The organism is Pseudomonas sp. GW823-FHT03E05 (assembly GCF_058796855.1).
Window position 1 is genome coordinate 708,067 of record NZ_JBXAJB010000002.1, and the last position, 23,091, is coordinate 731,157.

At 63.6% G+C, this 23,091-nt stretch carries 15 protein-coding genes; 3 read left to right on the forward strand and 12 right to left on the reverse strand.

Translation table 11 applies throughout. The features are described from left to right. Window positions 1-13: 13 nt before the first annotated feature. From AC1RCO_RS11015 to bacA, 5 genes are all read right to left on the reverse strand, one after another. Entirely contained in the window at window positions 14-5,161 is a 5,148-nt protein-coding gene (locus tag AC1RCO_RS11015) for a DNA repair ATPase (protein WP_445494462.1), read from the reverse strand. 176 nt (window positions 5,162-5,337) lie between these two features. Then, the gene (locus AC1RCO_RS11020; protein WP_011059462.1) at window positions 5,338-7,413 is read right to left on the reverse strand and encodes a flotillin family protein; all 2,076 of its coding nucleotides are present in this window, start codon (window positions 7,411-7,413) and stop codon (window positions 5,338-5,340) included. A 37-nt stretch (window positions 7,414-7,450) separates the two neighbouring features. After that, window positions 7,451-8,092: an OB-fold-containig protein gene (locus AC1RCO_RS11025; protein WP_011059461.1), complete on the reverse strand. Its 642-nt coding sequence runs from the start codon at window positions 8,090-8,092 to the stop codon at window positions 7,451-7,453. 66 nt (window positions 8,093-8,158) lie between these two features. Then, window positions 8,159-8,854: a PspA/IM30 family protein gene (locus tag AC1RCO_RS11030; protein ID WP_015634287.1), complete on the reverse strand. Its 696-nt coding sequence runs from the start codon at window positions 8,852-8,854 to the stop codon at window positions 8,159-8,161. A 15-nt stretch (window positions 8,855-8,869) separates the two neighbouring features. Further along, window positions 8,870-9,490, reverse strand: coding sequence for a biofilm formation regulator BacA (bacA, locus tag AC1RCO_RS11035; protein WP_011059459.1), 621 nt, complete (start codon window positions 9,488-9,490; stop codon window positions 8,870-8,872). 320 nt (window positions 9,491-9,810) lie between these two features. Between bacA and AC1RCO_RS11040 the strand changes: the two genes are divergently transcribed. Together AC1RCO_RS11040 and AC1RCO_RS11045 are read left to right on the forward strand one after the other, a co-directional pair. Next, window positions 9,811-11,010 (forward strand): CaiB/BaiF CoA transferase family protein, encoded by a 1,200-nt coding sequence (locus AC1RCO_RS11040; RefSeq protein WP_015634286.1) that lies wholly within the window; start codon window positions 9,811-9,813, stop codon window positions 11,008-11,010. Window positions 11,011-11,086: 76 nt separating this feature from the next. Continuing rightward, entirely contained in the window at window positions 11,087-11,938 is an 852-nt protein-coding gene (locus AC1RCO_RS11045; RefSeq protein WP_065364568.1) for a TIGR02285 family protein, read from the forward strand. A 168-nt stretch (window positions 11,939-12,106) separates the two neighbouring features. Here AC1RCO_RS11045 and AC1RCO_RS11050 read toward each other — a convergent pair whose 3' ends face one another. Next, a complete protein-coding gene (locus AC1RCO_RS11050; protein WP_011059456.1) occupies window positions 12,107-12,394 on the reverse strand; it encodes a DUF3509 domain-containing protein in 288 nt (95 codons plus the stop codon). 208 nt (window positions 12,395-12,602) lie between these two features. Between AC1RCO_RS11050 and AC1RCO_RS11055 the strand changes: the two genes are divergently transcribed. Next, a complete protein-coding gene (locus tag AC1RCO_RS11055) occupies window positions 12,603-13,265 on the forward strand; it encodes a response regulator (protein ID WP_011059455.1) in 663 nt (220 codons plus the stop codon). On the opposite strand, the gene AC1RCO_RS11060 is transcribed toward AC1RCO_RS11055, so the two are convergent. The 6 genes from AC1RCO_RS11060 to xerD form a co-directional block, all read right to left on the reverse strand. After that, the gene (locus AC1RCO_RS11060; RefSeq protein ID WP_492617697.1) at window positions 13,262-14,521 is read right to left on the reverse strand and encodes an EAL domain-containing response regulator; all 1,260 of its coding nucleotides are present in this window, start codon (window positions 14,519-14,521) and stop codon (window positions 13,262-13,264) included. The two genes, AC1RCO_RS11055 and AC1RCO_RS11060, sit on opposite strands and share 4 nt — an antisense overlap. A 90-nt stretch (window positions 14,522-14,611) precedes the next feature. Further along, entirely contained in the window at window positions 14,612-18,214 is a 3,603-nt protein-coding gene (locus AC1RCO_RS11065) for an ATP-binding protein (RefSeq protein WP_492617698.1), read from the reverse strand. A gap of 100 nt (window positions 18,215-18,314) precedes the next feature. Next, entirely contained in the window at window positions 18,315-19,724 is a 1,410-nt protein-coding gene (gene thrC / locus AC1RCO_RS11070) for a threonine synthase (RefSeq protein WP_011059452.1), read from the reverse strand. Window positions 19,725-19,831: 107 nt separating this feature from the next. Continuing rightward, on the reverse strand, window positions 19,832-21,136 hold the full coding sequence (locus tag AC1RCO_RS11075; RefSeq protein ID WP_011059451.1) for a homoserine dehydrogenase: 1,305 nt from the start codon (window positions 21,134-21,136) through the stop codon (window positions 19,832-19,834). Between the two features lie 134 nt (window positions 21,137-21,270). Then, entirely contained in the window at window positions 21,271-22,002 is a 732-nt protein-coding gene (locus AC1RCO_RS11080) for a thioredoxin fold domain-containing protein (RefSeq protein WP_011059450.1), read from the reverse strand. A 149-nt stretch (window positions 22,003-22,151) separates the two neighbouring features. Then, window positions 22,152-23,048 carry a site-specific tyrosine recombinase XerD gene (gene xerD / locus AC1RCO_RS11085; protein ID WP_011059449.1) on the reverse strand — a complete coding sequence of 299 codons (897 nt, stop codon included), beginning with the start codon at window positions 23,046-23,048 and terminating at the stop codon, window positions 22,152-22,154. Window positions 23,049-23,091 lie beyond the last annotated feature (43 nt).

Consider the following 23,091-nt stretch of genomic DNA (forward strand, 5'->3'; position numbering starts at 1 on the left):
GGCAAGCCGGCTCCTACGGTTGGGAGTCCTTGAGGGTCGGAACCTCGCCGTTACTGAGCATCTGGCTCAGTTCGTCGAGGCGCGTGGCAATGTCGCCAATGCGCTGGTGGCTGTGCAGGTCGACATCGATCTTCTTGTGCATGACCTTGAGCAGCGGCAGGAAACTCTGCTCCAGGTGCTCGGAGAGGTTCTCCAGCACTTCACGCATGCCTTGCTGCGGCGCGGGCCGGGCCAGGCCGCGCACGCCTTCCACCAGATCGTTGAGCTGGGCCACGACGCGGGTACCGACATCGCTGTCGCTGCCGCCCATGGAACGGTTGCGCACGAAGTCGCGCTTGATCTGGGTCCAGCGCTCGCTCTGCTCCGGGGTCTGGTTGCCCCGCAGTTCGGCGAGCTTGAGCAGGTTCTCTTCGGCGCCGGTGGTCAGCAGCTGGGATTCGCCCTGGTAGTGGTCGGCCAAGAGTTGCAGGAGCTCGGCGTCGTTCATCACCGCCGAGATCTTCTCGGCCATCTTGTTCATGTTGCGGTAGCTGCCCTGCAGCTTGAACGGCGGCTCGCTGCGGTACTGGTCGGCCTGGGCGGCGCTGGCGATGTACTGCTGGTTGACCCGCAGCACCACGTCGCGCACCTGCATCAGGCGTTGCAGGGTGGTGGTGATCTCGTTGATCTCGGCACCGCTGTAGCTGTGGCTCAGCTCGTTGCTGGAGAAGGCCTTGCCCTCGGCCTTGGCGACGAAGCGGTAGACGTCCGCCATGTCGCGGGTGGCCAGTGGCGCCAGCACCGGGTTGGAGGTCAGGCCGTTCTCGATGTAGCTCAGGGCGAAGGCGTCCTGCATGCCCCCCAGGGTGTCGCCGAGGTTATAGATGTCGGCCCGGTTGGCCAGCATGTCGGGGATCTTGAACACTTCGCCGGACTCGGTATACGGGTTGCCCGACATCACCACGCAGAACTTCTTGCCGCGCATGTCGTAGGTCTTGGTGCGGCCTTTCCACACGCCTTCGATGCGCCGGGTGCCGTCGCACAGCGAGATGAACTTCTGCAGGAATTCCGGGTGGGTGTGCTGGATGTCGTCGACATAGAGCATCACGTTGTTGCCCATCTCCAGGGCCAGGTTGAGCTTCTCCAGCTCCTGGCGCGAAGTGGCGTCCGGCGCCTGGGCCGGGTCCAGGGAACGGACCTGGTGCCCCAGGGCCGGGCCGTTGATCTTCATGAAGATCAGGCCCAGGCGGTGCGCCACGTACTCCATCAGGGTGGTCTTGCCGTAGCCCGGTGGCGAAATCAGCATCAACAGGCCCATCAGGTCGGTGCGCTTGTTCTCGCCCACGGTGCCCATCTGCTTGGCCAGGTTGTCGCCGATAAAGCCCAGGTACACATCGTTGATCAGCTTGTTGCGCACGAACGAGCTCAGCGGCCGCGGCTTGAATTCGCTCAGGCGCAGGGCCGAGCGTTCGCGGCTGATGATGCCCTGGCGCAGGCTCTGGTAACGCTGCAGGCCAGGCAGGAATTGTTCGCGATGGGCCCGCAGGCGAGCGAAGAAGCCGTCCACGGTGAGGGACAGGCTGCGCTCCTGGATGCGCGGGTGTTCGCCCATCAGGTTGTCGACCTTGAACCGCAGATCGACTTCGGTGATGCGCTTGGCAAAGTCTTCCCGCAGCAGCGACAGGGCCACCGCCTCGGGCACGTAGTCGGCCCACTCGACGAACTCGCCCTCGGCGCACAGGGCCGAGAGCCAGTTCTCGGTCAGCGCCCACTGCGCAGCGGGCCGTTCCACCAGCCGCGCCAGGGCCTGCTGGTAGTCGTCCCACATCCGCGCGCCCTGCAGACGCAGGGTCAGGGCTTCCTGCAGCTGCTTGGCGTATTTGCTGAAGGTGAATTCGATGCGTTCTGCGGCCAGTTCCTGAACCAGGTACTCGGCAGCCTCCGGCAACAGCTCCGCGGCCAGGGTGAAGGCGTGCTGCTGATGCCAGTCACCCAGCGCCACGAGGATTTCCTCCTGCAATTGCAGCAAGCCTTCACGACGCCCGAACAGTTGCTGGATATGCCGGCTGGTACGGGCACGTTCCACCCATTGCCGAGGTTGCGGCTGTTCCTGCTGGCGATCCCAGTAGAGGCAGGCAAAGGCACGGGCCGCCGCGCCGAAACGCAACAGGCCGGCGCTGTCGCGCAGGGGCAGCAGTTGCAGGAGAATCGCTGCGGCGTCGTGGTCGTGGATGCCTTTCTCGTAGCCTTCCTTGTAGCGCGGCGCGGCAAAGTCGCGGATCACCCGCGCCAGTTCTTCAGGGTGCGCCAGCAAGGGTTTCAGGCTTTCCAGGCTCAGGCCTTCCTGGCCGCGGTCGGCAGCGTCCAGCACCTGCCCGGCCAGGTATTCGGCGCGGTACAACTGGGCCGATTCCGACTCCAGGGCTACCTGCCAGAAGTCCCGCAGGGCCTCCAGCTCGGGGTCGCGCAGGGGTTCGAGGAAATCCGTGCCGGTGAGGTGCAGGTGCAGCTCATCGCCCCGGGGCATCAGGGTCAGGTCCAGCTCCTGGGTGTTGACGCTGAAGCGGTGGCGCGGCCCCAGCTTGATGACGTTGCCGCCCTCTTCGAACAGCTCGGTCTTGTCGCGCAGGGCACGCACGGCCTGGTCCCGGGCGCCCTTGAGGCGCGACTCGACATCGTCGGCCTTGACGCTGTCCTTGAGCTCGCGCAAGCGCTCGGCCAGCTCCCGCAGCTTGAGGATCAGCGGGTCGGCGGCGAAGAACGCATTGAGCTCTTCGGCCTGGGTGAACTTGGCGGTGCGCCGACCGAGGCTGTCGAGAATCCGCCGCGCGGCATCCAGCAGGCCCTGGGCCTTGCGCTGGCGCTCGTCGAGCAGCGATTGCTTGTGGGCCTCGAAGGTTTCCAGCAACTCCTCGCGCTTGCCGAGGATGTCGCCGAGGAACTGTTCGTGATCGCCAAAGCGACTCTCCAGCTCCTCAAGCTGCACCAGCAAGCGCGACAGTTGCTCATCGCAACGCTCGGGGTCCTGGGCCTGGGCCAGGGCGTTGGTGATGCCCTGGCTGAAGAGTTTGAACTGGGCGCCGAACTGGGCCACGGTCTCGGTCGAACCCAGGGCCTTGCGCCGTTGTTCGGCGCGGGCCTTGGCCTGGTTCAGGCGGGCGTAGATCTGCGAGATGGATTCGATGATGCGGGTGCGCTGGGTGGCGTCGTCGATCTGCAACGAAGCCATCAGGCTCGACAGCATGTCCAGGTCCCCGGCCATGGCTTGCAGGGCGCCCAGGGGCTCGCTGAGCTGGGCCACGGTTTCGGCTTTCTGCGCCTGGGCGTCCAGGGTTTCCAGCTGGGTGACGAAGGGTTGCAGGGCCTGCTCGCTGGCAAGGAAGGTCGCGGTGCCGGCGGCAGTGCGTTCCTGGGCCTTGAGCAGCTCGGCTTCCATGGCGTCGATGCGCGCCACGTCGATGTAGCGGTAGTCGCGAATGGTCAGCAGCAGGCCGCGCTGGGTGGTGATGCCGTTCAGCGCATCGACGAAGCTCTGGACCTGGTCCCAGCTGTCCACCAGCAGGCTGTCCAGCAGGGCTTTCTGCTTGGCCTCCGCGGCCACCATGGCCTGGTCCGACTGGCGGCGGATGCTTTCGACCTTCTCGTATTCGTCCAGCACCAGCTCCGACGTGGACGCCACTTCCCGCAGCAGCGGGGCCAGGCCGTCCAGCTCGTCGCTGCCCAGCCAGTGGTACACATCGAACAGCCGACGGGTGTTCTGGCACAGCAGCGAGTAGCGCTGCACCGACACCGCCGGGGTGTCGATCTCGCGGCACAGGTCGTAGAGGTCGGAAACGCTGCGCACCAGTTCGGCGTTGCCGATGCGCCCGAGGAAACCGCTGCGGGTCGGCTGCCGCGCGGCGTACTCCTCGGTGAAGAACGGTGTCTGCCAGACCTGCATCGGATGCACCCGGGTCGGCTCTTCGCCCTCGGCGGCGAAGATCACCATGCGCCCGTCTTCCAGGCGTGCGTAGCCGTGGCCGAACAGCGGGTTCTGCAACTGGCGGTTGATCATGTTGTAGGTCAGCAGCACCGAGCGGCCCTGCTCCGGGTGGTAGAAGATGTACTGCACATCTTCACCGTTGGGCGAGCGCACCGAGCGCTTGTAGCGCATGCCCTCCATGGACTGCTCGAAGGTCTTGTACTCGCCGCTCTGCAGGTAGTAGCCGCCGGGGAAGATGATCCCGTGGTCCTCCGGCAACTGCACGCAGGCCAGGCCGATGGCGTCGATGCGCTCCACCTGGCGGGTCAGGCTGTTGAACACCAGGTAGCGCCACTGCTCTTCGCGGTACGGCAGGACCTTGAGCAGGATCAGGCTGCCCAGGCGGGCGAATTCGATCTGCGAGTCGTCCAGGGACTGGGTCTTGTCCAGCACCTCTTCGCGATAGATGCCCAGGCCCGACTCGGTGTTGTTCTCGACCTTGATGGTCAGGTCGCCACCGATGGTCTCGACGAACACCGTGTCGAGGATGTTCAGGTGCGGGAAGCGGCCTTCGACCACCATCTCGCGGGTGGCTTTCTTCCATTCGAAATCGAAGGGTGCCGGCAGGGCGATATCCCGTTCGCCCCGGTTGTCGATGTAACGGACATCACGCCCGTCCACCGAGATCGACCAGCGGAACACCCGCACATCGGTGACCCGCTCGCCGATCTGGAAACTTGCCAGCAGCTTGCCGTCACGGATCGCCAGTTGCAGCAGGCGGGTGTTCTTGTAATAGGTATAGAGCTCGTTGAAATCGTTGAGGAAGCCCTGGGCCGCCAAAAAGCTGCCTTCCAGGGGCACGGGCTCGGCTTCGTAGCCTTCGCCCTCTTCCACCAACCGATAGAGGGAAAACACGTCAGCGACGCTGGTTTCCTTCTTCAGGCCGATAAACACGTTGTAGCCGAACAGCAAGCAGTCGCCGACCTGGACGATGTCCCGGGCGATGCAGTTGTTCTCGGTACGGATGCGCACCCGCCCGACCACTTCCATGCGGCTGTTGCCGAACTCGTCGAGACGCCTCTGGTTGAGGTCGTCAGTGGTGGCCCGCAGGCGCTGGCCCTGGTCCAGCAGGCGCTTGTGCAGCACCTCATAGGCGCCGCCTTCGGCGACGGCCTTGTCCAATACGTCCTGTGGGGGAGTTGCGACTTGAGCGTCCGACATCGTGGCCTTCCTGGATCTACGGCGGTATGCAAAAAAGCGAGCTCCTCAAACCTGGAGCCCAGCACCTGAAACCAGCCAGCTGAAACCCGCCGCCTGCCACCTGCCCTGCAGCCGTCGATAAAAACGACGGCTACAGGATCAGGCGAGGGCTGGCGAATCAGCTGTGGTCAGGCATTTCAGGCTTCGGCAGACGGAGCGTCGGCCTTGCGCGTAACGGCAGCGGCGGCCAGCTCAGCGGCTACGGCCGGAGCGCCCTTGCCATTGAGCAGGCGTGCCAGCACGTCCTGGACCACCGGGCTCTTGCCCACCACGCCCTCGATGGCCTTGCCCACCGACAGCGACTTGGCGAAGGAATTGAAGAAGTCGCCTTCGCCGCCGACGATCTCGATCTTGGCCTTGCTGAGGGCAGCCGACAGCACTTCGGCCTGGTCCTTGGCGATTTCCTTGTTGGCGGCGATGGCAGCCATCGCTTCCTCGAAGTTCTTCTCCAGTTGCATGCGGAACTCTTCGTGGGACCGCGCGCTGTCGCTGAGGGAGTCCAGGGCACCGAACTTCTTGCCCAGGCCTTCGGCCTCGGCGTTCAGGCGCTGCAGCAGCACTTCGGCTTCGGCCGAACCCAGGTCCTTGGTGGCCTTGGCCTTGGCCGCGCCCAACTGTTCTTCGCCACGGGCCTGGGCACCGAGCTTCTCTTCCATGACCTTGGCTTCAGCGAGGCCGTCCTTCTCTTTGGCAGCCGCCTGGGCTTCCATGATGCGGGCGTCGGCCAGGCCTTTTTCCTGCTCGCCACGGGCTTCGGCAATCAGCTGCTCGGTGCGTACGCGAGCCTGGGCCAGGCCTTCTTTTTCCTGGGCCGCTGCGGTGATTTCCAGCACCCGGGCATCGGCCAGGCCAGGCGCGGCGCGCTCGGCTTCCAGGCCTTCGGCCAGGCGTTTCTTGGCTTCGGCCTGCTTGGCCGCGGCTTCCAGTTCGGCCTGGGCCAGGTTGTTGATTTCCACGGCCTTGTGCTTGGAACGGGTCTCGTCGGCTTCGGCCTGTTTGACCTGGCGCACCAGATCCTGCTCGGCTTCGGCCTGGGCCTGGATCACCACCACTTGCTTGGCGCGCTCGGCTTCGGAGACTTCGCGCACTTCCTTGATCCGCTCTTCCTCCTGGGCCACGGTCTTCTCCACCGCTACCCGCTCACGGATCACGGTGGCGATGTTCTTGCGCTGCTCTTCCAGAGCCTTTTCTTTCTCGATGCGTTGCAGTTCCACTTCACGCTCGCGGGCCACCACTTCCAGGTCCTTGGCGCGGGTGACTTTCTCGACTTCGATGACCACCGCACGCTGGCGGTTCTGCTGGGCCACTTCGACTTCGCGCTGATGGTTCTCGGTGCGCACGTCGATTTCCTGCTGGGACTGAATGCGTGCCTGTTCGGCCTTCAGGCGCTCTTCTTCCTTGACCTTGGCAGTCTCGGCTTCCTCGCGGGCACGGATGGTTTCGATCTCGCGCTTCTGCCGGGCTTCGGCATCGGCCTGCTGGCGTTCGAGGGACAGCGAGGCTTCGCGGGTCTCGACGTTCTTCTTCTGGATCGCCAGTTCCTGGTTGCGCTCCAGTTCGTTGGTGATGACGTTCTGCGCCGCGGTCAGCTCGGTGATCTTGCGGATACCCTCGGCGTCGAGAATGTTGCTCGGGTCCAGGGAGTGCTTGGCGGTCTGCTCCAGGTAGTCGATGGCCACGTCTTCCAGCACATAGCCGTTGAGGTCGTTGCCGATGATCTCGATGATGCGGTCGCGGAAGTCCTGGCGGTTCTCGAACAGCTGGACGAAATCGAACTGCTTGCCCACGGTCTTCAGCGCTTCGGAGAACTTGGCGTTGAACAGTTCGTTGACCGCGGCGCGGTCGGAGGCACGGTCGACACCGATGGCCTTGGCCACCTTGAGCACGTCTTCCTGGGTTTCATTGACCCGCAGGTAGAAGGCCACGGTGATGTCGGCGCGCATGTTGTCGCGGCAGATCAGCCCGTCCTTGGCCCGACGGTCGACTTCCAGGGTGATCAGCGAGATGCGCATGAACTCCTTGAGGTGGATCACCGGGTACACCAGGGCACCGGTGAAATGCACCTTGGGGGTCGAGGACATGTCGTTGACGATCAACGCCGTGCCTTGGGGAACCTTGATATAGAAGGCCTTGAACAGGGCCAACAGGCCGAAGACCACCAGGACGACGAGGCCGATCCCGAGCAGGATGGGCAGCAGCGACGGTAAATTCATGCAATCAATCTCCTTTGATTCTTGAGGGAGCCCGGGCTCAGAGGCCGCGAAACTCGTCCTCTGTAATGACCCGATAGGCGTGTTGCGCCTCCAGATACTCCAGTAACACGACGCGATCGCCGCGTTTGAAAGCTCGTGCCTCATCGGCACGCACACGCAGGATCAGGCCCGCGCCGCCGTCCTCGAGCACGGCTTCGCCATGTTCCAGGGTGACTCTGCCGCTGCGTACCACAGCCGTCTGCCCCAGCACCGACTTGCTGCTGGTGGCCTCCATCTTGAGAAACAGCGGGCGCAGCGGACGACAGATCGTCGCGCTGATGGGCGCTGCCAGGAACAGTGCGAGCACCGCCAGCAACAGGCCCAGGGGATAGCGCAGCCAACCCAGGGGCAGGTGGCTGAGCACGTAGAGTTCGGCGAAATAGGTCAGGAACCAGCTGAAGAACATCAGCAGGGTCAGCACCAGGGTGACCGGCACCCCGTTGAGTTTGAACTTGATCAGCAGCCCGGCCAGGCCTTCGCCGGCGTGGGCACTGTCGAGCAGCGAGTCGGCCTCGAAGTCCAGCAGGTCGACTTCAAGCATGCCCATGGCCACCACGGCCCAGTAGATCACGGCCAGGCAGAGCATGAAGCTGAACAGCACTGTGGGGAACGACAACACTGTCTGCAGGAAGATTTCCATTGCTTTCCTATCCCTGAAAAAGCCGGGCAAGGCCAGGCGGCCCCGCCCCTACAACACAACGGTGAATCAGGACTTGCTACGGTCCTTGAGGCGCGCCAGCACGCTGTCGGCGCTGGTGCTGCCGGCAACGATCCCGGCTTCACGCAACTTGGCATCCAGGGCATCGTCCGGGCTGCTGGTACTGGCCAGCTCGGCCGCGGCGTCCATCTTTGCCGCGCGCTCGGCCTGCTTCTGCTTGATCCGCTCCAGGGACTCCACGGCGGTGTGCAGCTTGCTCTGGGAGCCGCCGTAGCGCTGGGCCACGGCCTGCTGGGCCTTCTGCACGCTTTCGGTGGCCTTGACGGTATCCACCTGTTGTTTCAAATGCTTGATATTGCCCTCGGCCTGGGTCACGGCCTTGCGCAACTGCGCGACGCTGGCGGCAAAACCATCGGCCTGCTCACGCTCCACGGCCAGGTCATTTTCCAGGTTGGCGATCTTTTGCGCCACTTCCTGGGCAAGGGCTTCGTTGCCCGCTTCCAGGGCCTTGAGGGCGTAGCTTTCATACTCGGCGATCTTGGCCGCGCTGCCGTTGGCGCGCTCGGCGGCGAGTTTCTGCCGGGCCATGATCTCGGCCAGGGCTTCCTTGGACTTGCGCAGTTCCTGATCGGCGTCGCGGATCTCCTGATCGAGAATCCTCAGTGCCTGGCTGTCCACCAGGGCCTCGCCCGCCTCATTGGCACCACCGCGCAGCGCGGTGAGCAGCTTGCTCCATACGTTCATGTGCATTCCTCCAGGTCAGGCCTGAGCCTTCAGGTAGCCTTCGTAGGCCTCGGTTGCCCTGATCACGTTGCTGGCCAGGGTTTCGATCTCGTAGAGCACGTTGGAGAGAATCGAGGTTGCGCTCAGGGCGCCGTACATCATGTAGTGGCGCTCACCGCCAAAGCGGGTTTCCAGGCCGATGCTCGACAGCGGGAACAACTGGCGGCTGAGCAACACTTCCTCGTTGAACGCGGCCACATCGGTCACTTCGCTTTGCGGCCACAGCAGCGCCTCCACCAGGATCTGCTCGCCGGACAGGGCCACGAACAACGGCAGGTCGCCGTATTCGCGCATGGTCACGTGCAAGCTCGGCTCGGCACCCTCCAGCAGTTCAACGCTGGCTTCGCCACTGCTGAACAACTCGGTGGCTACCAGGGCCTGGCACAGCGATCGGGCATTCCAGATCTGCGGCATGCTCATTTCTCCATCCTTTTCCACAGGAGCCAGCCCTTCTGAGGGCTGACGCAGTTTGCGTTCAACCGCCAGCAACGCCTGGGCGTTCTCCGGCAGTATCCAGACTTCCTTTTTCACCAGGCCCTGATCACGCAGGCGCTGGCGGAATAAACGTTGGTAATGGGCTGAGGATTTGTTTTCCATGGCGCAGAGACTAGAACATCACATGTAAGGTTTTCAATTCATCACATGTAAAATTTACAGGCGACATTTGTAACAAGAAATATCAGGAGGATCGCTCGGCAAACAGCCGCAAGGCATCCATCGCTGCATAGACCCTTTTACAGCTTTCGCAACCGCTCTTTTTTCAAGCGGCGTCATTAAACCCTGCCGCCCAATGGAATGAGAAGCACAATAATCCTTGGCCCGAGCGGGAAATAATCGGCAAAGGCAGGCGTCAGGCGCTGCCTTAATGGCGACCAATGGTCTAGGCTAGGCGGATTTTCCTGCCCAGCGGATGCCCCATGACCAGCCTCAGCAAGCCCCTCGCCGGATTGAAAGTGATAGAACTCGGCACCCTGATCGCCGGCCCTTTCGCCGCGCGCATCTGCGCCGAGTTCGGTGCCGAGGTGATCAAGGTCGAGTCACCCGATGGCGGCGATCCGCTGCGCAAGTGGCGCAAGCTGTATGAAGGCACCTCGCTGTGGTGGTTCGTCCAGGCACGCAACAAGAAGTCCCTGACCCTGAACCTCAAGCACCCGGAAGGCCTGGCGGTGCTCAAGCAACTGCTGGGCGAAGCGGACATCCTGATCGAGAACTTTCGCCCCGGCGTGCTGGAAAAACTCGGCCTGGGCTGGGACGTGCTGCACGCCCTGAACCCCAAACTGGTGATGGTGCGGCTATCGGGCTTTGGCCAGACCGGGCCGATGAAGGACCAACCGGGCTTCGGCGCGGTGGGCGAATCCATGGGCGGCCTGCGCTACATCACCGGTTTCGAGGACCGCCCACCGGTGCGCACCGGAATTTCCATCGGCGACTCCATCGCTGCCCTGTGGGGGGTGATCGGCGCGCTGATGGCGCTGCGTCACCGCGAGGTCAACGGCGGCCAGGGGCAGGTGGTGGACGTGGCGCTGTACGAGGCGATCTTCGCCATGATGGAAAGCATGGTTCCGGAGTTCGATGTATTCGGTTTCATCCGCGAACGCAGTGGCAACATCATGCCCGGCATCACCCCTTCGTCGATCCACACCAGTGCCGACGGCAAGCACGTGCAGATCGGCGCCAACGGCGATGCGATCTTCAAGCGCTTCATGCTCCTGATTGGCCGTGAGGATCTGGCCAATGACCCGGCCCTGGCCAGCAACGACGGGCGCGACACCCGCCGCGACGAACTCTATGGGGTGATCGACCGCTGGGTGGCGTCCCTGCCCCTGGAGCAGGTGCTGGAGCAGTTGAACCAGGCCGAAGTCCCGGCGAGCCGGATCTTCAGCGCCGAGGACATGTTCCACGACCCGCAATTCCTCGCCCGGGAAATGTTCCTCCAGGCCAGGCTGCCGGACGGCAAGGCCTTCAAGATGCCCGGCATCGTGCCAAAGCTCTCGCAGACTCCGGGCTCGGCCGACTGGGTCGGCCCCGAGCTCGGCGAACATTCCAGCGAAGTTCTGGCCGGCCTGGGCTACAGCAGCGAGCAGATCCAGGACCTGCGCAACTCTGGGGCAATCTAAGCTGAAACAGCCGTCTCACACTGCCCCCCCGCAACGGGCCCAGCGACGCCCGAGGCCAGGCCTTGGCCGGTTGACGATGGCGCTCGCAACCTGCCTGCTGTGGCTGCCCTGCGCCCCCGGCCACGCCGGCGAAATGCTCACCTGGCTGCTGCGCGACCTGCCGCCGCTGAATATTTTCGAGGGCCAGCAAAAAGATCGAGGAGTGGTCGACCTGCTGATGCCGCAATTGATCGCCAGCCTGCCGGAGTACCAGCACGAACTGGTACGGGTCAATCGCGCCCGGGGCATGCAGATGTTGCGCGACCCCAGCTTCACCTGTGATCCGGCGCTGATCTGGAACAAGGAGCGTGCGCAATGGGTGGCCTTCTCCATCACCAGCTTTCGAGTGCTGAGCAATGGCCTGGCGATCCGCCGTGCCGACCGTGAACAGATCGCGCACTTCATCCATGACGGCAAGGTCGACCTGCATGGCCTGCTCGACAGCGGCAAGGAACTGATCGGGGTGGTGGCCGAGCGCAGCTACGGGCAACAGCTCGACAACCTGCTGCAGCAGGTTGCTCCGCAGCAGATCCGCGCCCACTACGGCAACGACGCCCTGGGCAGCCTGCTGCAGATGCAGCGCCTGGGGCGCCTGCAACTGCTGTTGGGCTACTGGCCGGAAATCCGCTACCAGGCCGTGCAGCAGGGCATGGACCCGCAGGATCTGGAGTTCTACCCGGTCGAAGGCACCAGCAAGTATCAGGAAATCCACGTCGGCTGCTCCGATACCCCGCAGGGCCGCAAAGCCATCACCCGGATCAACCAAGCCCTGCTCAAGCTGCGCGAGGAGCGACTGGTGGAGTTGTATGCCGCCTGGCTGGACCCCGGAATGCGCGATGAATACCGCGCCGATGCCCGGGCCTACTTCCAGGACTTGAAGGACCACTGACAAACGCCGGGCAAAAAGAAACCCCGAGAAGTGGGGAGACGACTCGGGGTTAAACGTGGTCTTTGCAGACCCGTACCAGCAGGCCACAAGCACCGGAGCACAATGCCTGATCCTGCTGATACTGAGTCTGACTGACGGGCCTGGCGGAAGGTTCCGTAAAATTTCAGATCAATTGCGCCGGGCGAACGCCTTGTCTTCGGCGGCATGGCGCAGGGCGGCGATCACGCAGGGTTCGAGCCGGCCTTCGGCGATCAGCACATCACGGTGCAGGCCGTCCACCACATCAGTGAGCAGGCGCTTGTCAGTGAGCTGCGCCCGATTGACCTCACGCTCCACCACGATGGCGCCGGCAGCATTCTTCAAGGTCACCAGGCATTCGCCCCGAGCCCCGCAAGGCGTCAGAGCAACCTGGTAAGGGCTCAGGGCCTCACTCAATAAAAGACTGATACTTTCCATCTAGATCACCACTCAATAGCTCGAATTAAAGGTTCGAAAACAAAAATGCCGGTAGCTTTCTGACATTCAAGTGACCATCGCTCAGAGAAGAAAGTTCGCCACACCTACTGCTGCCGACCTGAGTCAATCGAGCATGCACGGGTAATATGACAGCTGAAAAACGGCCGACCAGGCGCAAACAACGCCGCCTTTGCATTGGAGCTCAGCTTTGAAAGCAACGACGAACAACAAATTGCGCATCATCCTTGCCGACGACCACCCGATCTTCCTCATTGGCCTGCGCGCCGTCCTGGAACAGGACGACAGCCTGGCCATCGTCGGCGAGGCCAGCTCGCCCTCCGCCCTGGCGCAACTGATGCAGGAGATCGAATGCGATGTGCTGGTGACGGATTTCATGATGCCAGCCGAACAGCAGAACGACGGCCTGCGCCTGATCGAACAGCTGCGCCGCCGCCACCCCGACCTGCCCATCGTGGTGGTGACCATGCTCAACCACCCCGGGCTGTTCCGCTCGATCCTCGATCTGGGAGTAACGGGCCTGCTGAGCAAGGCCAGCCTGGCGGACGAGCTGCCGACCGCCATCGCCCGGGCGCGGCAACACAAGCCCTACATCGCCCAGGCCATCAAGCAGGCCCTGAGCCTGGCCGGCGAAGTGGGGCCGGACCGCCTGGTTTCCAGCGATCAGTTGTCGCCGCGGGAGCTGGAAGTGATCCGCCTGTTGGCCGCTGGCCATGCGGTCGGGGAAATTGCCGCGCAACTCAACCGCAGCAAGCAGACCGTCAGTGCGCAGAAGGTCAGTGCCATGCGCAAGCTCGGCCTGTCCAGCGAAGCCGCGCTGTACATCTACGTGCAGGAGCACGGGCTGTCCTAGGCACACAGGCCCTCAGCGCCAGCCCCCTCAGCACCCCGGTCCAGCGCCTGCGCCAGCCACTGGCGCATCTGGGCAGCGCTCATCGGCCCGGCCAGGAAGCAGCCCTGCAGATGGGCCGCCCCCAGGGCCTTGGCCGCCTTATAGTCGGCCTCGCTCTCGATCCCGGCCACCACCACTCCCAGGGACATGCGCCGGGCCATGTTCATCGCCCCACCGACCAGGGCCACCTTGCGCTCGTCGGCCGCCATGCCCGCCACGAACACCGGGGGAATCTTCAACTCGGTAAAGGGCAGTTCCAGCAGGCGCTGCAGGCTGGTGCCGCCGATGCCGAAGTCGCCGATGGACAATTTGCAGCCGACCATCCGCAGGCGCAGCAGCGCCTCCACATGGGCGGTATCGGTCTGTAGCCGGGTGGTGTCGATGATTTCCAGGGTCAGCAGCCGGGCGGGCACTTCGAAACGCCTGAGCAAGGCCTCCAGCTGACGGGGAAACAGCGGCCGTTCAAGGATGCCGATGGGAATGTTCACTGCCACCGGCAACGAATGGCCCATCACCAGCTTCACCCCGGCCGCCAGCTCCAGGGCCTGTTCCAGCATGTGCCAGGTAAAGATCTCCTGCAGGCCGGCGAACTCGATCAATGGCAAAAACTCCCCGGGCATCAGCAGCCCGCGCTCGGGGTGCTGCCAGCGGGCCAGGGCCTCGACCCCCTGGAGCTCGCCGTGGGGCTGGATGACCGGCTGGAAATGCGCCACGCCGTGGCCCAGGATCGCCGCCAGCCCTTCCTCCTGGGTGACGCTGTCGAGGGAAAACGGCTCCAGCCCGAGCAAGTCCCGCAGCAACGCCTGGTCCGGCGCAGGCGCCCCCTGCCTGGAGTGCTGCTGGTAGGCCGTGAGCAAGTCGCCGATCACCGCCACCGAGGCCGGCTTGGGCAGGCAGCCCAGCACTTTCAGGCCCAGCTCCCGGGCCATGCCGGCCGCCCCCTCCAGCACATCCTCTTCAGCATCTCTGAGGATGATCAGCGCCCGAGCCCGCTCCTGACGGGCCAGGTCACGGATCAACTCCAGCCCGTCGGCCTGCTCCAGGTACAGGTCGCAGATGGCGATATCCACCGGCCCCTTGCTGTCCAGCGAACGCCGCGCGGCCTCGACACTCTCGGCGGTCAGCACATTGAACACGCCATTGGCGTTGAGCATCTGGTGCAGGGCCATCAATTGGAACGAGTTATCTTCGAGAATCAGCACTTTAAGCGAATGCATGGGGCAACCTCCGGTACGACGTGCGTGGCAAGTATCCACAACGAGCCGGCAGGTTAATCAGACAATTCCTACACACACATAGGACAAGTCTTAATCATCCAGGACAGCCTGGATATCACTGCGCAAGCTGGCGATGACCTCGAGCAACAATGGCCAATGACGATCGATGGCCTCGTCCTGCCGCCCCTTGACCAGCCCCTCGAGCTCGATACAGGCCCTGGCCAGGGGCAGGGCATCGATCAGGCAGCACACGCCCTTGAGCCGATGCAGGGTACCCCCTAGGCGTTCCCGGTCGCGGGCCTGGTGCGCCGCTTCCAGCGCCTGCTGCTCCTCGGCGAGGTTGCGCAACAACTCGTGCAGCATGCGTTGCAGCACCTGGTCGTCGGCCTGGGTCATGCTGCGCAAGGTCTGGATGTTGAAGGATGGCGGCGGCAGGAAGCGCGCCAGGGCCTGGGCCAACTGATCCAGGGTTACCGGCTTGACCAGCAGTTGATCCATTCCGGCCTCCTCGCAGCGCTCGCGTTCGTCTTCAAAGGCATTGGCGGTGCAGCCGATCACCGGACAACGCCCTCGCCCGTCCTGTGCCTCGGCCTGGCGTATCGCCTCGGCCAGGGCGTAGCCGCTCATGTCCGGCATGTTGCAGTCAGTCATCACCACGTCGAAGGTGCCGCTACGCCATTGCTGCAATGCCTCCCGGGCATTGTCACAGGCCACCACCCGGTGCCCGAGGAACATCAGTTGCTGGCACAGGACCATGCGGTTGGCGCTCAAGTCATCCACCACCAGCACCTCCATGCTCCGGCTCGGCGGACGTTCCTGCGTCGACGCCGACCCAGACTCGAAATCGTCACTGACCCGCTCCAGGTACAACTCCAGCGACACCACGGTACCGACCCCGGGCTCGCTGAGCAGGTGAATCCGCCCGCCCATCAGTTCCACCAGTTGCCGGCAGATACTCAACCCCAGCCCGGTGCCGCCGTAGGCTGACGAGGTCATGGCATCGGCCTGGACAAAGGGCGTGAACAGCTTGGCCTGCTGCTCGGCGCTGATACCGCGGCCGGTGTCCGCAACGCTGATGCGCAGGCACTCAAGGCCGGACTCGTCAGGCTGGCACTCCACCGTCATCCGCACCTCGCCCTGGGCGGTGAATTTCAGCGCGTTGCTCAACAGGTTGTGCACTACCTGGCGCAGGCGCGCCGGGTCGAACAGATAACGGCCCTTGGCCCGCTCACTGAACACCAGCTGCAACTGCACGCCCTGGTTGCGCGCCGTGACCTCGAACAACTGCCGGATACTCTCGAAAAACGGCTTGAGGGCGGTGACCTGGGGCACCAGGTGCATATACCCGGCCTCGATCTTGGCCAGGTCCAGGCTATCGCCCATCAGGCCGATCAATTCCTGGGCAGACTGGTAAGCCACCCGCAGGGCTTCGGAAAAGGGCACGCCGCGCAGCCGCGCCTGCTCTTTCTCCAGCTCCAGCAGGCCAAGGATGGCGGTCATCGGTGTGCGGATCTCGTGGCTCATGGTGGACAGGAAAGCCGTCTTCGCCGCGTTGGCCTGATCGGCCGCCTGGCGCGCCTCCACCAGTTGGTTCTCCAGGCGCTTGCGCTCGGTGATGTCGATCCAGCCGCCCAGCAAGCCCTGCAACTGCCCTTCTGCGCTGTAGAAGGGCACTGCCCACTGATAGACATCGATAGGGCCATCCCTGGACTCCACCTGTCGGTCGGCGAACACCGACTCACCGGAGGCCAGCAACTGCATGAACTCACCATGCAACTGCTGGGCGGTGGCCGGCGGCAGGATGTCCAGTTCGGTCAGTTGCCGCCCCTGGATCTGCGCCAGGCTGGTGCCCAATTGCTGTTCATAACTCTTGTTGCAGGTCATCAAACGCCCCTGCAGGTCGCGCACGAATATCGGGTTGGGAATACCGTCGAGCAAGGCCCGCTTGAACACCAGTTGATCATTGAGCCGCTGTTCAGCCAGCAATCGCTGCTGGATCTGGCGCTTGAGGCGACTGTTCCAGGCCAGGGAAATCAGGCCGAACAGCAGTGCTGTGGCAATCGCCCAATACACCCAGTTCGGCACGCGCTGCCAGGCAGGCACCGGCACTGGCGTAGCCCCCAGCCATTTCAGGCGCAGAGCGCTGAGCTCCGCTACCGGCAAGGCTTCCAGTGCCTTGTTGAGAATGCTCAGCAGCTCGGGCTGGTCCTTGCGCACGGAAAACTCGTCGGCCGACCAGGTGCCCTCGACACTGCGCCCTACCATCACCCCGGTCTCGGCCGGCCCCAGGGCCTGCACCTCGCTCTGGATAGTCGCCATGGCCTCGCCATTGCTGACCAGGGCCCGGGCCTCTTCATAGCTGGCAACGCTGCGCAGGCGAATGTCCGGGTAGTTGCGCCGGATAAAGCTCTCCAGGGTGTGCCGGGCCGGAAGCACCAGCACCTCCCCCGCCATCTGCTTCAGGCTGCTCAGGCGCCGGTCCTCGGGACGCACCACGAACACCCAGGCCGCGCCGCCGAAGGCATGGGAGAAGTTCAGGAACAGCCGCCGGTCGTCGCTGGCCGTGAGGGTGGTGTTCATCTGCGCCTGCCCGCTTTCCAGCAGTTCCAGAGTCTGGGCAGTAGTCTGGCTTTCCTTCTGCACGAAATGCAGCCCGGTCATGCGCGAGATACGGTTGAGCAGGTCGATATTGAGGCCGGTCCACTGGCCTTCCTTGTCCTTGAACACATGGGGCGGGTATTGCTGGGAGGCCACCACCACATGCTGGTGCTGGAGGATCCAGGCCTGTTCCTGGGCGCTGAGCTCGATCGGCTCGGCGAAGTTGCTCGCCCCAAGGCCAGTGGTCCAGCGTGCCTGGATTTCCCGGCGTATGGATTCATCGATGCTTTGCAGGGCCTTTTCCAGCAACTGCGCCAGCAGCACATTGCTGTCGCGGGTGGCGAAGGCAAAGCCGGTGGGCGGCAGGCGGCTTTCCACGTGGATCTGCAACCCCAGGTAGGGACGCAGGGCCTTGTAGGCGCGAACGATCACCTCGTTGCCGATGAAGGCGTCGGCATCCCCCTGCTTCACCGCTTCCAGGCCGCTGTAGAGGTTCGGTGAAAGCATGATCTGGCTGTCGGGATAGGCCGCATGGACCTGGGCGGCATTGGCGTAGCCGTCCAGCAGCACCACCTTCTTGCCCGCCAGGTCGTCACTGGGCTGCGGCTCGTCCCGACGCACCACGACCACCGCCAGGTCCGGCATGTAGTCACTGGTAAAACGCAGCCCCGGCGCTCCGCGCTCATAGCCGTTGGCACTGGTCAGCACATCGATGGTGCCGTTGCGCAGCGCTTCCACCGCCTGCTCGCGCTCGGAAAAGCCCAGGACCTCCATGGACGTTCCCAGGCGCTCGCCCACCAGGCTCAGGTAATCGGCGCTGATGCCCTGGTAACGGTTACGGTCGCGAGTGATGTCGATGGGCTGGTAGTCATCGATGGAAATCCCCACCCTTAGGGTCCGGTGGCTTTTCAGCCATCGCTGCTCGGCGGGAGCCAGGGGCAAGGGGTCGAGATCGACAAAGGCCGGCACCAACTTGAAAGACAGGTTCTGAGCGGCGTAGGCAGGTGCCGCCCAAGCGAATATTGCACAGACCAGCACAGGCCCGCACAGCCAGCGCTGGACGGGCAGTTTCCGATAGGTTCGACGGCGAATCATCCGGGCCTCCCGGCGTCTTGCGAGCCACACTCATGCCACTGGGGCAAGAAAAAACAAAGCCCGTCAGAAGACGGGCTTGTTAGTCGGCAAAGCCAATGAATCAGAGCGGCTTGCCACGATTGCCGTGCTGGCTGACAAAAGCCTGCACCGCTTTCAGGTCGTTGGCCAGGACCGTGCAGCGCTCTTCACGCTGGAACAGGTCGGACAGGTGCGCCGGCAGCTCCAGAGCCTTGCCGACACCGGCCTTTTCCACCGCATCCGGGAACTTGACCGGGTGCGCGGTGCCCAGGACCACCATGGGTGTATCCAGGCTGCGCCGACATTCACGAGCGGCCTTGACCCCGATCGCGGTGTGCGGGTCCAGCACTTCGCCGGTCTGGGCGAAGACTTCGGCGATGGTTTCGCAGGTCTGCTCGTCGTTCACCGCCAGGGAGTCGAACAGCTTGCGCGCTTCGGTCCAGCGATCCTGTTCGACGCTGAAACCGCCGCCCTGCTTGAAGCTGTCCATCAAGGCCGCCAGGGCCGCGCCGTTGCGACCGTGCAGGTCGAACAGCAGACGCTCGAAGTTCGACGAGACCATGATGTCCATGGACGGCGACAGGGTCGCGTGCAGGGTTTCCTTGACGTACTGATTGCCGCTCATGAAGCGGTGCAGGATGTCGTTGCGGTTGGTGGCGACGATCAGTTGGCTGATCGGCAGGCCCATGTTGCGCGCCAGGTAACCGGCGAAGATGTCGCCGAAGTTGCCGGTGGGCACCGAGAACGCGATGGAACGTGCCGGGCCGCCCAACTGCAGGGCCGCGTGGAAGTAGTAGACGATCTGGGCCATGATCCGCGCCCAGTTGATCGAGTTCACCGCCACCAGGCGAGTGCCCTTGAGGAAGCCCTGGTCGGCGAAGCTGGCCTTGACCATTTCCTGGCAGTCGTCGAAGTTGCCTTCGATGGCGATGTTGTGGATGTTCTCGCCGAGGATGGTGGTCATCTGCCGGCGCTGCACTTCCGATACACGGTTGTGCGGATGCAGGATGAAGATGTCGACGTTGTCGCACCGCTTGCAGCCTTCGATGGCCGCCGAGCCGGTGTCACCGGAGGTGGCACCGATGATCACCACGCGCTCGCCGCGCTTCTCCAACACGTAGTCCAGCAGGCGACCCAGCAGTTGCAGGGCGAAGTCCTTGAATGCCAGGGTCGGGCCATGGAACAGCTCCAGCACCCACTCGTTGCCGTTGAGCTGGCGCAGCGGCGCAATGGCGTTGTGGGAGAAGGCGCCGTAGGTTTCTTCAAGGATCTTCTTGAAATCGGCGTCCGGAATGCTGCCGGTGACGAACGGGCGCATGACCCGGAACGCCAGCTCGTGATACGGCAGGCCAGCCCAGGAAGCGATTTCTTCCTGAGTGAAACGCGGCAGGTTCTCTGGCACATAGAGACCGCCGTCGCTGGCCAGACCTGCCAGCAGCACATCTTCGAAATTCAGGGCCGGTGCCTGGCCACGAGTACTGATATAGCGCATGGGGACAAACCTTCGGTTTGAGCCTCAAGCCGCAAGCTTCAAGCCTCAAGTCAAAGCCGATCAGCTTCTGACTTGGCGCTTGCCGCTTGCCACTTGCGGCTGCTTCATTAATTCAAATGTTCGACGCGGATACGCACCACCGGGCCAACGACGCCCTGCAGGGCCTCCAGGGCGGTGATCGCATCGTTGATGTGCTGCTCCAGAACACGGTGGGTCAGCAGGATCATCGGCACCAGGCCGTCCTGCTCTTCCACTTCCTTCTGCATGATCGATTCGATGTTGATGCCGCGCTCCGAGAGGATGCTCGCCACCTGGGCCAGTACGCCCGGGTGATCCTTGGCCTGGATGCGCAGGTAGTAGGCGCTCTCGCAGGACTCGATCGGCAGGATCGGATGATCCGACAGCGAGTCAGGCTGGAACGCCAGGTGCGGCACGCGGTTTTCCGGGTCACTGGTCATGGCGCGAACCACGTCCACCAGGTCGGCCACCACCGAGGAAGCGGTCGGCTCCATGCCCGCGCCGGCGCCGTAGAACAGGGTCGAACCGGCGGCATCGCCATTGACCATGACCGCGTTCATCACACCGTTGACGTTGGCGATCAGGCGATCGGCCGGAATCAGGGTCGGGTGCACCCGCAGCTCGATACCGGCCTCGGTGCGGCGCGCCACACCCAGGTGCTTGATGCGGTAGCCCAGGGCCTCGGCGTAGTTCACGTCGGCGGTGGTGAGCTTGGTGATGCCTTCGGTGTAGGCCTTGTCGAACTGCAGCGGGATACCAAAGGCGATGGAGGCCAGGATGGTCAGCTTGTGCGCGGCATCGATGCCTTCGACGTCGAAGGTCGGGTCGGCTTCGGCGTAGCCCAGGGCCTGGGCTTCGGCCAGCACGTCTTCAAAGGTGCGGCCCTTCTCGCGCATTTCCGAGAGGATGAAGTTACCGGTGCCGTTGATGATCCCCGCCAGCCAGTTGATACGGTTGGCCGACAGGCCTTCGCGGATCGCCTTGATCACCGGGATGCCACCGGCCACGGCGGCTTCGAAGGCCACGATCACGCCCTTCTCCTGGGCCTTGGCGAAGATCTCGTTGCCGTGCACGGCGATCAGCGCCTTGTTCGCGGTGACCACGTGCTTGCCGTTCTCGATGGCCTTGAGCACCAGGTCACGGGCCACGGTGTAGCCGCCCACCAGCTCGATGACGATATCGATTTCAGGGTTGGTGGCCACGGCGAAGACATCGTTGGTAATCGCAATACCGGTCGTTTGGAACTGCGGCTTTGGCGTACGGGTAGCAATCTGCGCTACTTCGATTCCACGCCCGGCACGGCGGGCAATCTCCTCGGCGTTGCGCTGAAGTACGTTTAGGGTACCGCCACCGACAGTACCCAGCCCACAGATGCCTACTTTGACCGGATTCACTCTGAACTCCCCATAAAACGGCCGACTCTAGGCCGGCCGTGGAATACAGCCGCAAACTGCGCGGCTCTCTATTAATGGCCCGCCGGCTTGACCGGCGGGCCATGATCGTCAAAGGCTAGCGTGACGATGCAGGATTATTTCGCACCCAGGGCCAGTTTGGCGATCTGCGGTGCCGGCTGGTAGCCGGGAATCACCTGGCCATCGGCCAGAACGATGGCCGGGGTGCCGTTGACACCGATCGACTGGCCCAGGGCGAATTGCTTGGACACCGGGTTGGCGCACTTGGCGGCCTTGATTTCCTTGCCGTCGACCATCTTGTCCATCGCGGCTTTCTTGTCCGCCGAGCACCAGACCGCCTGCAGCTGTTCGTCACCCGGCGAGCCCAGGCCCTGGCGCGGGAACGCCACGTAGCGCACTTCCACACCCAGCTTGTTCAGCTCGGGCACTTCGGCGTGCAGCTTGTGGCAGTACGGGCAGGTGGTGTCGGTGAACACGGTGATGTGGGTCTTGGTCTCGCCAATGGCTGGATAGACCACAGTTTCCGCGACCGGAATGCCGTTGATCAACTTGGAAATGCCCAGGCGCTCGGTTTTTTCGGTGAGGTTGACCGGCTTGCCATCCTTGAGCTGGAACAGGTAGCCCTGGACCACGAACTGGCCGTCGGCGCTGGCGTACAGCACACGACTGCCCTTGAGCTTGACTTCGTACAGGCCACCCATGGGGCTGGCGGTAATGCTTTCCACAGGCGTTTCGAGCTGCAGGGTCTCGAGGCTCTTGCGGATGGCTTTCTCGGCACTGTCATCGGCCATGGCAAAAGTGCTGAGCAGCGCCAGGGAGGCGGCGGCAAAAATCTGGGTCAAGCGCATGGGAACTCCTGAAGGCGGGCAAATGGGCCACTCGCAGCGATCACCATGGCAACCGCTCGCAAACAGCCGTTTTGCAAACCGGCAAAGCCTATCACATCTGTTTGCCGGCACCGACTACGGGCGACGCAAAGCGCGGCCCGGAAGGCAAATCAACCGCGCGGATGGTGCTTGGCGTGCAGATCCTGCAGCCGGGCGCGGGCCACATGGGTATAGATCTGGGTGGTGGACAGATCGCTATGGCCCAACAGCATCTGCACCACTCGCAGGTCGGCGCCGTGATTGAGCAGATGGGTAGCGAAGGCATGGCGCAAGGTGTGGGGCGACAGCGCCTTGCCGATCCCGGCGACCTTGGCCTGGTGCTTGATCCGATGCCAGAAGGTCTGGCGGGTCATCTGCTCGCCACGCAGGCTGGGGAACAGCACGTCGCTGGGACGCCCGCCCAGCAGCTCGGCACGGGCATCACGCATGTAGCGCTCGACCCAGACAATCGCCTCCTCGCCCATGGGCACCAGGCGCTCCTTGCTGCCCTTGCCCATGACCCGCAGCACGCCCTGGCGCAGGTTGACCTGCTCCAGGGTCAGGCTGATCAACTCGGTAACCCGCAGGCCGCAGGCATAGAGCACTTCGAGCATGGCCCGGTCGCGCTGGCCGATGGCCTCGCTCAGGTCCGGCGCGGCCAGCAGCGCTTCCACATCCGCCTCCGACAGCGACTTGGGCAACGGACGCCCCAGTTGCGGCATGTCGATCTGCAAGGTGGGATCGATTTCAATCAGCTTTTCCCGCAGCAGATAGCGATAGAAACCACGCACGCCCGAGAGGAATCGCGCTGTCGAGCGGGGCTTGTAGGCTTGCTCCACGCGCCAGGCCAGGTGATCGAGGATCAGCTCGCGCCCGGCCCGCGGCAACTCCAGCCCCTGCTCCTGCAACCAGCCGTTGAACAACGCCAGGTCACTGCGATAGGCGTCGCGCGTGTTGTCGGACAGGCCTTTCTCCAACCACAGGGCGTCGAGAAAACGGTCGATCAGGGGGTGGTCGATGGCAGGCATAAAGACTCGAAAGGCGCGGCCCAGAGGCCAGGCGTAAAAAAAT